We start from the raw sequence: 15968 nt of genomic DNA, 5'->3' as shown, positions 1-15968 counted from the left end.
TACTTTGAGGCGCATTTTTATTTGCTTGCCATTTTTATTCACTACTTTATGTGGCGTTTTACTCATTGCACATGGCCCAATCGAGCAGCTGGCGCATTATCACGAGTTTGCCGATCTATCGGATTTTCTTGGTGTGCCGCATGCAGCCGATGTTTTTTCTAACCTTGGTTTCGCTGTCGTTGCCATTTGGGGCATGTATCGTTTGTGGCCAATGCGAAAACACGCAAGTATCGAAGCAGGTTGGATTGGTTATCGATTATTTTTAGCAGGTTTGCTATTGACGGCATTGGGCTCGGGCTTTTACCACCTTGCCCCCGATAATGCGCGCTTGCTATGGGATCGCTTACCGATTGCATTCGCCTGCGCTGGATTGCTTTCTGCGGTGAGAGCGGAGAATGTGCCAAACGTAAATCGCAAAACAGATGCAAATGTACTCGTTCTCTTTGCTATTTTTAGCGTCGCATGGTGGTACGTCACTGACGCATACGGTGCTGGAGATTTGCGTCCATATTTGTTTTTGCAAGGATTGCCGCTGATATTAATTCCGCTTTGGCAAACGATTTATCGGGCGCCTAAATCGGATCGTATTGCTTTTGGTGGCGCCTTGCTTTTATATATCCTTGCGAAGGTGACAGAAATATACGATCACGACATCTTTCAGCTAGGTAGTGTTATTAGCGGCCATACAATGAAGCATCTTTTGGCCAGCATTGCTGCCGGTGTTTTAGTGGGGCGCTTGGTACAGAGAATAAAGACCCATGCGGCTCAAGACGATAGCTTGTGCTGAGGCGTATTTTTACAGATGTGATAAGTGAGTGCTGCGGCTATACAAAACGATAGATACTCTGTGGGTAACACGGCTTCTTCTGCAAAGACAATGCGGCGGTTACCCTCAAAGACGAAATCATTTGGAAACAATGTACGGAAGCTGTCGATCAGAGTTGTATGGCACTTGAAGTACATCGCATATTTTGACGGATAAGCAGCCTTCCATGCGATGCGGATTGTGCTGCCACTTTTGCTGGCGCTGGTCAGATACGCAGGTTCGCCCCATTTCAGCGTTTCTTCGATCTTACCCACACCTTCAGTCGCAGCCGCCGTCGATAAAATAAGATCTCTCAGCAACAAGAGCTTTTGGCGGATTGGTAGCGGTTAGCTTTCAAATATTTTTGCTACCGCCGGATCTTTAATTGGATACATATTGAGTAGATATCAGGTGTGATTGCTACTCAGACTGTTGATGTCAGGCTAGCGTAGCCTGCCCAACATGCATCTCACGAGAACTTGGTAAAAAGCGGGCGATCGTTGCGAGCAAATCATTTTCATCAACTGGTTTCCCCAGATAAGTATCGCAACCTGCCCAAGCGCCGCGGAATTTATCAAATGCAGAAGATTTGCTGCTCAGCATCACTACAGCGGTGTTTTTAGTTGACGGGTTGGCTTTGATATGTTTACAGACCTTATAGCCGTCAATGCCAGGCATCATAATATCGAGAAAAATACAGGTATATTTTTTAATCTCGGCCATCGCAATTGCTTGCTCGCCGTTCTCGGCATAATCCACATCAAAATGAAACGGCGCTAATTTGATGCGCATAAATGCCCGGACGGTAGCGCTGTCATCGACGACTAAAACGGATTCAACAGGCTTTTTAGGAGCGGCGATTGGGGACTCTGGCGCCAATTTTTTATCGATGTTGCGACGGTAGGTTTGCCCATCCCAATGTTGGTTGATGTTTTGTGTGCGGCGGTTACGTTCTAACAGCGCCGCTTGCATCAAATCATCTAACTGCCCAAACAAACGCATCCAATGTATCGGTTTTTGTATGAGCGGCCAACTGGCAGTTTCTGTTGCAGTGCGCCCAATCAGTACTGCTGGCGCATGGATGCTAGGAGAGCGTTTCTCTAATTGTTGTATTGCTTCGGCATTATCAGTATTCACCAGGTAAATATCAGCGCGGTCATGCTCGCTGCTTGGTTCTGCGTAACAGAATGAACGTCTTCCCGTTAGGCGGAACGTAGAGGACAGCATGGTTTTTTCCGCATCAGAAAATCCTAACATTTCAAGGATAAAGCGGTGTTTCTCTGTTTCCATTGTCTCCGCTGGTAATGTCTGATTCATGATAGATGCCGACCCCAAGTTTTACATGTCAATAAGTTATTAATTAAATAATAACACAAGCCTTTGATTCAGATATCGCTTTGTCGTTTATTTTCAACAAGTTACAGTTTTTAGTGTAGCCCATGAGGTCATCGTTTACTAGATAGTGCTAGAGGAATGTAATGATTAAATAATAATTTTCTGTGCTGAATTTATATGATAGTAGTTCGATTAATTATTAAGAATCGATTAGCGTACTAGCTCATATAAAAGGAGTAACAATGTGTTCGTTAGCCTAAGTTACATAGGCAGTGCTAATTGTCGTATGGGGTGAGTTTCAAGTTCCTCGATTTGCGAGCAGAGGTGCTGCAGATAATAATGATCAAGCTCAAGGTTGCTCGGGAAGGTGTAGTACGAGTGTCAGAAATTTGTCAGAAAGACATAAAAAAAGCTTCCCTAGAGAAGCTAATTTTTATTAAATTCAATCGTATCTTATTGATTTGATTGTAATTGTTCTTGGTGGCCCGGGGCGGACGGGCTACCAAAACACCTAAGTGATTGATTTATATAGGTGTTAATCACAAAATCGCTACCAACAGGTGTTCCACTTGTTTGGAACACTTAATGCCACATTTTGACGCCATTTTTTCTAAATTACCAGTACCCAAAAATTGGTATCGGCTGCCGCGCTAGTGCTGGCCTCACTTTCACCAAATCGCCGCTGGATTTCGGACTAAAATAAACAGCAATAATCTGTCCAAGAAATCGTGGTTTTGGTGTTCCAAATAGAATTCCGGCGTTTTCATTTGCGAGAGTAGTAAAATTATTTTTTTGAAAACAAATAATTGGCTATAATTTCTTATAGGAATCAGAAGTGGGCTACAGAGGGGAAATTTTTGATGGCGTGGTGTACATGTACACCTTTAAACGTGTAAAGTGAGTTCGTAGTGACGGATTCGGTGTAAGTAGCTAACGCCCAGAGAATTTGCGACAAATTCCGTCATAATCGTAAGCGTGCTTTGAGCGCGTCAAACCTAGGCACCGAACTATTTTGAATGGTCTCTCTATGAGAGGCCATTTTTTTGGGTTTTTATGAACACATCAATCTACTTGGATGAAAGCGGTGATTTAGGCTGGACATTATCAGGCTTGCCGCACCAGCGGTAGCATCATTTTCTAAGTCGAAAAAGCATAACAACCGATATGCAGTAGACAGATTTATTCCCACAACTAGAAATCCACATGGACAGCCCGGCCACCCGGACAGGCTGTCTTTATCTACCCAGCCTCCCGATACATCTCTTGAATAAATTCCGCAATAAGTTTCCCGAAATTATCCGTCAGTGGCTCGTATAAAATTCCCAGCAAAAAATAATCCGTGTAATTAATTGCCTTGGGGTCTTCACCAGACTGTGCAAGTATCCACAGCGCGACGATTGCCAGCACGGTACGTCTATTCAGATTTTTATCCTTGTAGCTCTTTGCAATCGCATTGTTGGTTGGACTGACGACTAACTTATCTAGGTCTACGGGCGAACCGCACCACGCTTCTTCAAATTGGTACTCAACCATATATTGAAGCAGCGTACGACATTTTTCAGCCACACTTTTTTCTGACTGATATAGCCTTGCATCCGCAAGCAAGCTAGACACCACCCTTTTACAAGCACCTTCATTCTTTTCCAGCACAAGAAACAGTGGAAAGCGCTCAGACCCTGAGCGGTATATTTTTGCTGTGCCAGGCAATATTTTATCTACCGCTGCAATGAGTTCTGGTCGTGGCGTGGAAGAACAAGAACTATACCGATACCACTTGTTTGAATCGCCTTCCAACCCTTTTTCATACAGCCAATAAAGCGTTTTCTCAAGGGATACTTGATGGCTACCTTCTATGACTGAAGCTAACCAAAGCTGGGTCTTTAATTTCGGTAATCCCGTCAATTTTTTATCAGTTTTTTTACTATTGTTCATTTTCGATTTCAACAATAAATAGGGAATTTTTTTACAACAGAAACTGTTGCAATTTTACCAAGCCTTGTTTTGCCAGAACGTTCAATATTCATATATGCGCAAAATTTATATAATTTTCCCCGCAAACACAACTTATATAAAGGAAAAAATATGAACACTGAAATTAACAATGAATTCGATTTTGACGATTGGTTTGGTGACTTGGATATGAGTACATCCAGCGAGCTAACAGAAGAGGAATGGAGCGATTATATCCATATCGTGACCGACGAGGAATTCACCGAAAAAGACTATCTGATCGGCTATTGGGATATGGGTATGTTTGAAGAAAAAATCGTCCGTGCTTCTAACGAGGAATTAGCCATTGACGGTTTTCTTCAGGATTACCAGCCCAAGCGAGGATTGCCACCTTATATCGCTCGTTGCGAAACGATTAGATGGGCCGAAGCGAGGGTTGCAGCAGGTTACACCGATCTTCCAGAAGACGGGCAATTTGAGCGATACCAAGACTTTGGCAGTGCTTACTACGAGGCACTGTACAACTAACTGAATCAGTATTCGTAGGTCATACAAATCAGTAAAAATACAGCGACGAAATTTGAAATACAAAGCGACGAAGACTCCAGCATAGCGACGACAGGTAATAAAAATAACAACCCTAACTCACTTAAAGGAGCAGTAAAAATGAATACCAAAACGCACGAAATTTATATGATTGGCTGTGCCATTAGCGGCATTAAAACCATTCGTGATACAGCAGAACAGTTGCAGACACCGCTTGATAACATGACTCGCCAAGGCAGCATGGGATTCTGGGCATCAGTCGGTGAAGCCTTGAGTGAAGAAATGTCAGGTGAAGCCTTGGGACTCATGATGGGTATTTTGGTGGATGTCGCCCAAAAAGGTCATTTAATCAGCGACATCATTGATATTGAGCTTGTCTCTCAAGGAAACAGTCTTGCCCTAAAAATTATCGTCCAAGACAAAGACGGTACAGCGACGACCTTACATTAATCGACAAAATATTCAGCGACGCACCTATGTGTAGAACCCCGTTATGCGGGGTTCACGGTGACACAACGGTTCAGGTCTGCGGGTGCAGATTTTGGAATTCCACCGTATCCATGGAAAAAAATAACTTAAATAATGGAAAAAATCATGTACACAACAGTCAATTTAAATGAAGAATCTTTGGACCCATTTGGTGACACACCTGTCACGGTGGGAACAATGAATTTCCCAACCAACCGTACACCAGTGGGAGGACAAAACACTGCAACTGGTACGAGTAAAACAAAAATTGCAGCAGAATTTCAATATGCTCAAAAAATGGAAAGCGACCATTCCGTCACAAAAAAAGACGAATTGATCTACTGCTGGAACTCCAGCTTCTGGAAGTTGCAGACGGATTCCGAAAATTCCCGACATGCTTTAATGTGGTTGGGTAAAAATGTGCCACAGCGAGCCCAAGCGGGAACAGCAGTGAGCTGTGTAAAGACCGCCCTGTTATTGGTAAAATCGTTACCACCAAAACCAAAAGGCACTATTGTTCCAGTGCATGGTGGCTGGTTTAAGTTCAACAATGATTTTTCTATTACATTGAACAGTCCAGAACGACATATCGGAGTTACCCATTGTGTGCCAGTTAAAACGATTGCACCATTTGGCGAGTATGTTCCAGTACCTGTTCCCGCCAACTCATTGTTTGCTAGGTTTATTGAATCCTCCTTGCCTGATCCAGCAGTCCGGGAGCTGGTGCAAACCTATGTGGGTTATACCTTGTGTTCCCATGTCAAACACCAGACCGGGCATTTGTGGATTGGTGCAAAGGGCAGCAATGGCAAGAGCACGATGTTGAACATTGTCATGGCATTGCATGAAAAAGCCGTTGCCATGCAGTTAGATAAACTTGACGGTTTTAATTTATCTAATTTAGTCGGTGCAACCTTGGTCGTCTGCGACGAAACACCAAAAGGGAAAATTAACCAGCAGGTTTTGAAGTCCTTGATTTCCGGTGGCACGACCTCAATTGACCGAAAGTTCAAAGATGTATTGAGCTATCAGAATATCGCCAAATTCATTATTTGTGCCAATCACTTGCCAGCATTAACCGACCAGTCCGATGCCTTCTGGCGCCGTCTGCATGTAGTTGAATGGAACCAGACTTTTACAGGTGACAAGCTCGTTCTTGACCTTGACCAAGAAATCATTCAATCCGAATTACACATTGTTTTAGATTGGGCTTTGGCAGGTTTACAAAGGTTGGAAAAAAACCGAATGTTCACCATTCCTGAAGCTTCCAAGCAAGCCGTTCGCTCAGCGAAAGTTGAATCCAACAATGTGACAAACTGGGTTGAATCAAATGGGGTTAGCTATTCCGATGATGATCAGCCTTATACCGACAAAGCTATTCTTTTCGAGAACTATAAAGAGTTTTGTCGTGAAAATGGATTTCAGGCATGTGCTGGTCAACAGTTTTTTACCCGTCTTCACACTGAGTTTTCGGAAATCAAAGCAACACGAATTATGCTTGGAAAAGGGGTCGATAAAAAACGAGTCCGTTGTATCAATTTAACGACTGGAGTTTTTTGCAACGAAGACTTGGTAGAACAAGTTGCTTTTGAAAAAAACGAAATTGAACAGGCATTTTATGGTTAAGAGTTAGCCTCTACAGCTAGGCAGAAAGTTATGATTTTTTGATTTTCTGCCTAGTCTGCCCAGGTGTCCAGCCCGTCCATGCACTTTTCTAATCTTGCCGTAAAAATCAATCACTCCAAGGACAAGCGATTAGAATCAAAGTCAGCAGAATCATTATCCACTCCAAATAAAGCATAGTCCCTTGGTTCAAGCATTCCTGCTGAAATCAGTTCCCTACCTAATTTTTTCAAGTCATTCTCAGCCAGCTTAATCACATAAGCACCAGCCAATATTTTTCGCCTGGTATCTCGTTTTCTTTCCTCTGCCATTTCATAATTTCTTGTTTGCTGAATGCGAGCCTCAAGCTCAGCTCTTTGCTGAAGTAGTTTGTCTAAATTCGGTTTGCTCATTTTTATCTCCTGTTTTTATTGTGCGAGCGTTGACATTTCAAATTCACGCTGTAGTACATAAATAACAAACAAAAAAGAAACGTCAAGAGCAGAACAGCGCACTTATACGTTGAGGATAAATCTCTCAACGTGTGCTCAAAGCTGAATGCCCAAACAAAGACGTTCAGGAGAATGAATATGGCTATTTACCACTTGAGTGTAAAACTCATTACCCGAACCACGGGCAGAAGTGCTACGGCAGCAGCCGCTTATCGTGCTGGAGAAAAAATCCATGATAACCGCACGGGTCAAACCTTTGATTACACCCGCAAAAAAGAAGTGTCTTATCGCCGTATCTTCACACCACCCAATGCACCGCAATGGATGAAAGACCGTGAACAGCTTTGGAATGCCGTAGAGCAGTCCGAAACCAGAAAGGATGCACAGGTAGCCCGTGAAATAGAAGTCGCCTTACCGATTGAGTTGAGCGCTTCACAGCAGATTATTTTGCTTGAACGATTTGTACATACACAGCTAACTAGCAAAGGCATGATTGCCGATGTCGTCATTCACAATAAAAAAGGAAATCCCCATGCTCATATTTTGCTGACCACCCGTGAAGTCAATATCACTAACGACGGATTCGGTAAGAAAAATCGTGATTGGAACAGTAAAGAGCAATTGGAAGGATGGCGCGAGCAGTGGGCAAAGCATTGCAACAGAAGATTATCCATTGCATCAAGTAAAAGTCGCATTGGCCACCGCAGTTTACAAGACCAGGGACTAGACCAAATTCCGACTGTGCATGTCGGTGCAAATTGTCATGCGATGGACAAACGAGGTATTACCTCAAAACGAAAGGCACTCAACACACTAATCAAGGAGAAAAATATGAGTAACGAAAAAAGTAAGCAATTCATCACTTCATTGAAATTGGAAGGTGAAACCAGTCCAAGCCAACAAGAAATTATTCAAGCAAAAAAATCCAAGCATTTATTCTTAAATTCCACCGACACAAAGAACAATAGAAAATACCGTGAAGCGATTTTTGTCAGAACTTACATTCCGATTTTGTTGGAAATATTTGCCAGCGATTGCACTAGCGTGGACGAGATTGACACCGATATCGGTATCTGTTTTCAAATCAATCTCAATGGTGGCGGCAAAATTTATGATTACGGTAGTCAAATAAAAATAGCGAATGGTACAGACGAGGAAGTCAAGATTGCTATCAAGTTAGCCATAGAAAAGGGCTGGCTAGGGCTTCACTTGACTGGCAGTGATGAATTCAAGTCACAAGTATTTCTGCAAGCAATTTTGTCAGGTGCATTCCGACCAGAACAAATTACAGGATACAAACCAAGCAAATCCGACCTTGAAGTCATACGCGATTGCAAACCAACGCTGAAGATTGTCAACGACAGCAATGTCATTAAAAGTTATGTCGTTGAAAAATCAGATGGCAGTAGTGCTGGTGGTTCGGAACAGGTTCATCTTCCACGATTGAAAATTTAATAGGTCCAAGCGTCCGGGCTGTCCATGCATACTTACATTCTTTATGGGTGCAAATATTATTGATTTTATTGTCAAAATAAAAATTCCGACTATGTACATGAGTCTTAATTAGGACTAAAATTAGTCTTTATTCCTTTGCAATAGAGATCTGATCATGAAATTCTCAACTCAGGTAAAGCCTATCAGCTACCTCAAGAGTCACGCTGCTGAAATTATCAAAGACATTACGGAAAATCGTGAGCCTATGTTGATTACACAGAATGGCGAAGCCAAGCTGGTTGTCATGGACGTGAAGAGCTTTGAAGAACAAGAAGAAACACTCGCACTGCTCAAAATTCTGGCGCTCGGCAATCGTGAAATTGAGCAAGGCAAATATCGCGACGCTGAGGATATGTTTGCCGAACTGGACAAGGCAGATCACTAATGGGCTTCAGAGTCGTCATACTCGATTCGGCTGAGCAAGATCTGAAAGAACTCAGAGCCTATATTCTCAAGAACTTTGCCGCTGAGACTTGGAGCACTACCTACGCCAAGATAAAAGAAGCAATCCGTAATCTGCAAAATTTTCCGCAGACTGGTTGCATTCCAGACGAAATTGAAAAACTAAACCTCACACAATACAGACAAGTCTTATCTGGAATGAATCGTCTCATTTACGAAGTAAGGCAAGACACTATTTATGTGCATGTCATTGTCGATGTTAGAAGAGATATGGAATCGTTACTTACCCGACGACTTTTGAGGGTTATGTAATCGGACCAATACAATATTTAGAAAACAGCTAGTAATGTATTTACTAGACAATTGAAAGCCTGTACCTGCTGCTTGCTTGAAAATACAGACCTAAGAAGCAAACTTAATTTTAAATGTGGAGAGCTATGAAGTTTAACGAAGATACACGAGTAAAAATTCCAACAATTCTTCACTTGGTAAGATTGGGGTATCGTTACTTGTCACTCAAGGATCAAACATGGGATTTGGATACCAATATTTTTCCTGAGCTGTTTTCGCAAGCCATCACAAGAATTAATCCGGGTATTGAATCAGACAATGTCGCTCGTTTGCTCGAAGATGTGAAGCTGTTGCTGGACAACGAGGATCTTGGACGTGCTTTTTTTGAAAAATTATCCGACCGCTCCAACACTAGGTTAATCGACTTTGAGAATTTTGGTAATAACAGCTTTCATGTAGTGACTGAACTTACTTGCCAAAATGGTGACGAAGAATTCAGACCAGACATTACACTGTTAATCAACGGCATGCCTCTGGTTTTTATTGAGGTAAAAAAACCGAATAACCGTGAAGGTGTCTTGGCTGAACGCGATCGCATTAATAAACGTTTTCAAAACCAAAAATTTAAGCGCTTTGCCAATATCACTCAATTTATGATCTTCTCCAATAACATGGAGTATGACGACGGTGATCCTGAGCCGGTTCAAGGCGCTTTTTATGCGAGCAGTTCTTACCACAAGCCTGTGTTTAATTATTTTCGTGAGGAAGAAGTCTTAAATCTCACAGCATTACTGAAGCCCCTATCTTCGGATGATGAACTAGCGATTCTCAAGGATAACAACTTGGAAGTAATCCGCAGCAATCCAGAATACATTACCAATAAAGATCCAAATCGACCCACCAATCGAGTTTGCAGCTCTTTGTTGAGCAAAGAGCGCTTGGCATTTATTTTGCGTTATGCGCTGACGTACGTATCGGAGACTGATGGCTTACAAAAGCACATCATGCGCTACCCACAATTATTCGCTACAAAAGCTGTAGAAAACAAGCTGGATCAAGGAGTCAAAAAGGGTATTATTTGGCATACTCAAGGCAGTGGAAAAACGGCGCTAGCTTTTTACAACGTAAAGTTTTTAACTGATTATTTTCAAAAAAAACAGGTCGTTCCGAAGTTTTACTTTATTGTTGATCGCCTTGATTTACTTCAACAAGCACAGCGTGAATTTACAGCTCGTGGGCTGATAGTTCATACCGTCAGTTCCCGTGAAGCTTTCGCTCGCGATATTAAGGCCACACAGGTGATTCATAATCATTCTGGGAAGCCTGAAATTACTGTCGTTAATATCCAAAAATTCCAAGACGATCCAGATGTCATATCAACGATAGATTACGATGTCAGTATTCAACGAGTGTATTTCCTAGATGAAGTCCACCGTAGCTACAATCCCAAGGGTAGCTTTCTAGCCAATTTAAGTCAGTCTGATACCAACGCGATAAAAATCGGTTTAACGGGGACGCCACTTCTGGGTGATGACTATAATTCGCGGGCATTGTTTGGCGACTATATCCATAAATATTATTACAACGCTTCAATTGCTGATGGTTACACCTTACGGCTAATCCGTGAAGAAATAGCTACCAATTACAAGCTGGTGCTGCAAAAAGCGTTAGAAGAAGTTGAAGTCAAAATGGGCGAGGTAGATCGGGAGGTAATCTACGCACATCCAAGCTTTGTTGAACCCATGTTGGACTACATCATCAGTGATTTCGAAAAAAGCAGAGGTGCGCTGAATGATTCTTCTATCGGCGGCATGGTGATTTGCGACAGTTCTCAACAGGCCAAAAACTTGTTTGAAGTATTTAATGCTGTCTATGCTGAAAAACCGTTTAGCACGACAACCATTGTTGGTGACGTCGGCACTCCATTGACCATTGCAGAGCAAGCACCACCGACCTATGCGGAATCAATAAAGCAAGCAAATAAAGTAAAAAAATCCGCATTAATCTTGCATGACATAGGAACAAAACAGGAACGTAAAGATTGGGTCGATGATTTTAAATCAGGAAAAATTGACTTTCTGTTTGTCTATAACATGCTACTCACTGGTTTTGATGCTAAGCGTCTTAAAAAACTTTATCTTGGTCGGGTAATTCGCAAGCACAATCTCCTACAAGCGCTAACTCGGGTTAACCGTACCTACAAGGATTTTCGCTACGGATATGTGGTGGATTTTGCCGACATTCGTAAAGAATTTGACGAAACCAATAAAGCGTACTTTGACGAGCTTCAGTCAGAGTTGGGTGATGAAATCGAGCATTATTCCAAACTGTTTAAGTCTCAGGAAGAAATCAAACAAGAGATTGAGCTTATTAAAGACGTGCTATTCCGTTTTGATATTCAAAACGCAGAGATATTTGCTGATCAAATCAGTGAAATACAAAATAGAGAAGCTGTGCTGGCAATTAAGAAAGCATTGGCAGATGCAAAAAGTCTTTATAACCTGATCCGCCTGCAAGGTGAATATAGCTTCCTTAATGAGTTAGATTTTGCCAAACTCAACGTTCTCTATCGTGAAACCAGCAACCACCTTGATTTGCTCAACTTGAAAGAGGATTTAGAGCAAGGGACCGATACGACGAATTTACTGAATCGAGCGCTGGAAGACGTCATTTTCAAATTTGTGAAAATAGGCGAAGAAGAGCTGGTATTAGCTGACAAACTGAAAAACACGTTGCGACAAACCCGCGAAGCGTTGGCTAGTAACTTTGACCAACAAGACCCAAAATTCGTCACCTTAAAAGAGGAGCTTCAACGCTTATTTAAGAAAAAAAATCTTAGTGAGGTCACCCAAGATGAAATGGTCGCTAATATCGATGCACTCAATAAAATCCATGAGCGGGTGAAAGAACTTAATCGTCAGAACAACCAGTTACGCCAAAAATATCATGGCGATGCTAAATACACCCGCATTCATAAACGCTTGCAGGAGCGTGAAGGAATCACTGATTCTGAACGTAAAATTTTCGAGGCCCTCACAGGCGTTAAACAGGATGCCGATGAGCAGGTGCTGAATAATACCCAAATACTAGATAACGAAAACTATTTTGAACGTCAGATGATGCCGCTAGTCATCAATCGTTTTATGACACAACAACAAATCAAACTGAATGGTGACGCTTCGCGTTACATCAACCATTTGGTTGTTGCTGAATACCTAAAAGAATTTAATACTGGAGCACGTACGTGGTAGAGCTAGAATTTAGAGAAAAAACAAAAGTCCTAATCGACAGCTTAAAAAGCATTTGCGCTAATTACGGATTAGGCAATGACGGTAATGAGTTCAAAATCATTACCCAGATTTTTCTGTACAAGTTTCTCAATGATAAATTTGCCTATGAGGCAAAAAAAATCGATAAGGCAATAGCCAAAGCCGAAAAGTGGGAAGAAGCGCTCATCCGAATGAGCGAAGATGAACAGGATATGCTCCAATTGCAAATGGGTGCTGATACAGCTCGTTTAAAGCCTAGTCACTTCATCAGTTATTTGTTCAGTCAGCAAAATGCGGCAGATTTTGCCAAATTGTTTGACGACACTTTGATGGATATTGCGGTCACCAATAATGAGGTATTCGCAGTTAAAACCGACGGTGGTGCAAAAGTTGTTTTGTTTGACCGACTGAGTCAATATATTGCAGACGAATCAAAGCGCGACGCCTTTTGCCGTGCAATTATTAATAAGCTGGTGGAGTTCAGTTTCGAACGGATTTTTACCCAAAAATTCGATTTTTATGCCACGATCTTTGAATACCTGATTAAAGATTACAACAGCAATTCAGGCGGCAAGTACGCTGAATACTTTACCCCGCATGCAGTGGCACGCATTATGGCAGAAATTTTGGTGCCGCAAAATCAGCGTGGCAAGGTGAAGAACGTGAGTTGTTACGATCCATCCGCCGGTTCTGGCACATTATTGATGAACGTCGCACATGCTATTGGTGAAAATCGTTGCAGCATTTATACGCAGGACATTTCACAAAAATCTTCTAATTTGCTACGCTTAAACCTGATTTTGAATAATCTGGTGCATTCTATTCCAAATGTCATTCAAGGTAATACGGTACTACATCCTTACCATAAAGACGGTAAAGAGCTAAAACGTTTTGACTACATTGTCTCTAACCCACCATTTAAATTGGACTTCAGTGACTTTCGCAGTGAGCTGGACACCAAGGTGAACAAAGAGCGTTTTTTTGCTGGTATTCCAAATGAGCCGAAAACTGCTAAGGACAAAATGGCGATCTACCAATTGTTCTTGCAACATATTATTTATTCACTTAGGGCAGGAGGCAAAGCGGCTGTGGTGGTGCCGACTGGTTTTATTATCGCCCAATCAGGCATTGATAAAAGTATTCGCGAACATTTGGTTAAACACAAAATGCTTGCAGGCGTTGTGTCGATGCCTTCCAATATTTTTGCGACTACTGGTACTAACGTTTCAATTCTATTCATTGATGACAGCAACAAAGGTGACGTTGTTTTGATAGACGCTTCTAAGCTTGGTCAAAAAATCAAAGACGGTAAAAACCAAAAAACGGTACTAACCTCTGAGGAAGAACAACGCATCATTGATGTATTCACCGTCAAGGAGGCGGTAGAAGATTTTTCTGTGACTGTTAGCTATGACGATATTGCGAAGAAAAACTATAGCCTGAGTGCAGGGCAGTATTTCGATGTAAAGATTGAATACGCGGATTTAACTCAAGATCAGTTTGCGACGACGATGAAAGACTTTACTGACAGTTTGAATAACCTTTTTGATCAATCCCGCGACTTGGAAGCAGAGATAAAAAAACAATTGGCGGGATTGAAACATGGAGGTTAGTAATCTAAGAGTTGAAGATATTTGTGATTTTGTTGGCGGTAGTCAACCACCAAAATCTGAGTTTATCAATGAACTCAAGCCAGGCTATGTGAGATTAATACAGACGCGTGATTATAAAACTGATTCGTTTCCCACATTTATACTAGAAAATTCGACGAAAAAATTTTGCGATGAGCAAGATGTCATGATCGGGAGATACGGTCCACCTATTTTCCAAATTTGCCGAGGTCTAAAAGGAGCCTATAACGTAGCACTACTAAAGGCTAAACCAAAAAAAGGTATTGATACTGAATTCTTGTATTATTTCTTAAAGCAAGAATCAGTCTTTCAATATGTTGATAAATTATCTGCACGAACTGGCGGACAAACAGGTGTCGACCTTGTATCTCTTAACAAGTATCCAGTTAGGATTCCCATAGAGATTAAAGACCAGAAAAAAGTGGTCGCATCTCTTTATGCTATCGATAAGAAAATCGCACTTAATAACCGCATCAATGCCGAGTTGGAGGCAATGGCAAAAACCCTTTTCGATTACTGGTTTGTACAGTTTGACTTCCCCGATACCAAAGGTAAGCCTTACAAAACTACCGGGGGGGCGATGGTCTTCAACTCAACTTTGAAACGGGAAATACCTGAAGGATGGAGCGACAAAATACTGTCAGATATTGCCAACATCACCATGGGGCAATCGCCCGAAGGCAGTTCTTACAACGAAGAGGGTAACGGTACTATTTTCTTTCAAGGGTCTACAGATTTTGGCTGGCTCTTCCCAACAATACGCCAGTACACCACAGCTCCAGCCAGAATGGCAAAGAGAGGCGATATTTTGTTAAGTGTTCGCGCCCCAGTTGGTGATATGAACATTGCAAATAGTGATTGTTGTATAGGGCGTGGTTTGGCTGCTCTAAATAGCAAGACTGGATTTAACGGTTTTCTTTTCTATGTGATGAAGTATTTCAAGCAAATCTTCGATCGACGTAATTCTGAAGGTACAACCTTTGGATCTATTACTAAAGATGATCTGCATGGCCTTTCATTGGCATACCCAACATTTGACCTCTTGAAAAAATACGACGATATTGTTTCTAGCTATAACAAAATGATTTTTGAAAAAAGTCTTGAAAATCGTGATCTAATCAATCTTAGAGAATGGCTACTGCCCATGCTAATGAACGGCCAAGTGACCGTGAAATGATAAATATCGCGTTCAGGCTGCTGCTAACATTTAATGCTACTTCCTTGCTCGTGATCGTGTTTCTGGTGCAAAAAGGTCTCACCTTGAAATGTGTTTTTGAGAGTAAACCTTGGTTGGTGCAGTTACCTAATGTAGTTTCTTATGTGGTTTACTTTTGTGTTCCAGTTCTCCTCACCGGGCTGAGTATTTTGCTTAGTTCTAGGCTTGGAAAAGACGAGTTTAAAAAAGGAACTATCCAAAGCATTGAACATGCGAACAATAGCTTTTTACCGAGCTATTTCGGCTATTTCTTTGTTGCCCTGAGTGTCGGTAACTGGGAAACACTCTGGTTCGTTTATGGCGTGTTATTTCTCTTTACTTTTTTATCTCAAGCGTTGTACTTTAATCCGTTATTCTTGATCTTCAGATACGAGTTCTACAACATAAAAACTAACAGCGGCACAGCTATTTTCCTGATTAGCCGACAGCAATACAAGAAGCCAGATGAGATTGATATTTCTGTGGCATATCGGATTAACGACTACACCTTTATAGAGCGAAATTAAA

The 15968-nt window shown here is 41.7% G+C and carries 15 protein-coding genes; 11 read left to right on the top strand and 4 right to left on the bottom strand.

What is annotated here, in order from left to right; genetic code table 11:
• The first annotated feature begins 25 nt into the window (after window positions 1–25).
• Entirely contained in the window at window positions 26–787 is a 762-nt protein-coding gene (locus tag RGU72_RS13050) for a hypothetical protein (protein ID WP_322120139.1), read from the top strand.
• Here RGU72_RS13050 and RGU72_RS13045 read toward each other — a convergent pair.
• The 3 genes from RGU72_RS13045 to RGU72_RS13035 form a co-directional block, all read right to left on the bottom strand.
• Window positions 766–1128: a DUF1801 domain-containing protein gene (locus RGU72_RS13045; protein WP_322120138.1), complete on the bottom strand. Its 363-nt coding sequence runs from the start codon at window positions 1126–1128 to the stop codon at window positions 766–768. The two genes, RGU72_RS13050 and RGU72_RS13045, sit on opposite strands and share 22 nt — an antisense overlap.
• 115 nt (window positions 1129–1243) lie before the next feature.
• Entirely contained in the window at window positions 1244–2122 is an 879-nt protein-coding gene (locus RGU72_RS13040; RefSeq protein ID WP_322120137.1) for a response regulator, read from the bottom strand.
• A gap of 1257 nt (window positions 2123–3379) precedes the next feature.
• Window positions 3380–4072, bottom strand: a complete 693-nt coding sequence (locus tag RGU72_RS13035) for a hypothetical protein (protein WP_322120136.1) — start codon at window positions 4070–4072, stop codon at window positions 3380–3382.
• Between the two features lie 150 nt (window positions 4073–4222).
• On the opposite strand from RGU72_RS13035, the gene RGU72_RS13030 reads away from it, so the two are divergent.
• The 3 genes from RGU72_RS13030 to RGU72_RS13020 all read left to right on the top strand — a co-directional run bounded on the left by RGU72_RS13030 (window position 4223) and on the right by RGU72_RS13020 (window position 6730).
• Complete coding sequence (locus RGU72_RS13030) at window positions 4223–4618, top strand: hypothetical protein (protein WP_322120135.1); 396 nt, start codon at window positions 4223–4225, stop codon at window positions 4616–4618.
• Between the two features lie 138 nt (window positions 4619–4756).
• Window positions 4757–5086 (top strand): hypothetical protein, encoded by a 330-nt coding sequence (locus RGU72_RS13025; protein WP_322120134.1) that lies wholly within the window; start codon window positions 4757–4759, stop codon window positions 5084–5086.
• 144 nt (window positions 5087–5230) lie between these two features.
• A complete protein-coding gene (locus RGU72_RS13020; RefSeq protein WP_322120133.1) occupies window positions 5231–6730 on the top strand; it encodes a phage/plasmid primase, P4 family in 1500 nt (499 codons plus the stop codon).
• 110 nt (window positions 6731–6840) lie between these two features.
• Here RGU72_RS13020 and RGU72_RS13015 read toward each other — a convergent pair whose 3' ends face one another.
• Window positions 6841–7119 (bottom strand): hypothetical protein, encoded by a 279-nt coding sequence (locus RGU72_RS13015; RefSeq protein ID WP_322120132.1) that lies wholly within the window; start codon window positions 7117–7119, stop codon window positions 6841–6843.
• A gap of 129 nt (window positions 7120–7248) precedes the next feature.
• On the opposite strand from RGU72_RS13015, the gene mobQ reads away from it, so the two are divergent.
• The 7 genes from mobQ to RGU72_RS12980 all read left to right on the top strand — a co-directional run bounded on the left by mobQ (window position 7249) and on the right by RGU72_RS12980 (window position 15967).
• Window positions 7249–8613 (top strand): MobQ family relaxase, encoded by a 1365-nt coding sequence (gene mobQ / locus RGU72_RS13010; RefSeq protein ID WP_322120131.1) that lies wholly within the window; start codon window positions 7249–7251, stop codon window positions 8611–8613.
• 154 nt (window positions 8614–8767) lie between these two features.
• A complete protein-coding gene (locus tag RGU72_RS13005) occupies window positions 8768–9037 on the top strand; it encodes a type II toxin-antitoxin system Phd/YefM family antitoxin (RefSeq protein ID WP_322120130.1) in 270 nt (89 codons plus the stop codon).
• On the top strand, window positions 9037–9366 hold the full coding sequence (locus tag RGU72_RS13000) for a type II toxin-antitoxin system RelE/ParE family toxin (RefSeq protein WP_322120129.1): 330 nt from the start codon (window positions 9037–9039) through the stop codon (window positions 9364–9366). Before RGU72_RS13005 ends, RGU72_RS13000 begins: the two co-directional genes overlap by 1 nt.
• 125 nt (window positions 9367–9491) lie before the next feature.
• A complete protein-coding gene (locus RGU72_RS12995) occupies window positions 9492–12596 on the top strand; it encodes a type I restriction endonuclease subunit R (RefSeq protein WP_322120128.1) in 3105 nt (1034 codons plus the stop codon).
• Window positions 12590–14227: a class I SAM-dependent DNA methyltransferase gene (locus RGU72_RS12990; protein ID WP_322120127.1), complete on the top strand. Its 1638-nt coding sequence runs from the start codon at window positions 12590–12592 to the stop codon at window positions 14225–14227. Before RGU72_RS12995 ends, RGU72_RS12990 begins: the two co-directional genes overlap by 7 nt.
• Window positions 14217–15422, top strand: coding sequence for a restriction endonuclease subunit S (locus RGU72_RS12985; RefSeq protein WP_322120126.1), 1206 nt, complete (start codon window positions 14217–14219; stop codon window positions 15420–15422). The genes RGU72_RS12990 and RGU72_RS12985 overlap by 11 nt, the downstream gene beginning before the upstream one ends.
• Window positions 15377–15967 (top strand): hypothetical protein, encoded by a 591-nt coding sequence (locus tag RGU72_RS12980; RefSeq protein WP_322120125.1) that lies wholly within the window; start codon window positions 15377–15379, stop codon window positions 15965–15967. Before RGU72_RS12985 ends, RGU72_RS12980 begins: the two co-directional genes overlap by 46 nt.
• Window position 15968 lies beyond the last annotated feature (1 nt).

The organism is Undibacterium sp. 5I1, from assembly GCF_034314085.1.
GTDB lineage: Bacteria > Pseudomonadota > Gammaproteobacteria > Burkholderiales > Burkholderiaceae_D > Undibacterium.
The sequence above is the reverse complement of the archived record's forward strand: the minus strand, read 5'-3'. Positions and strand labels throughout refer to the sequence as shown.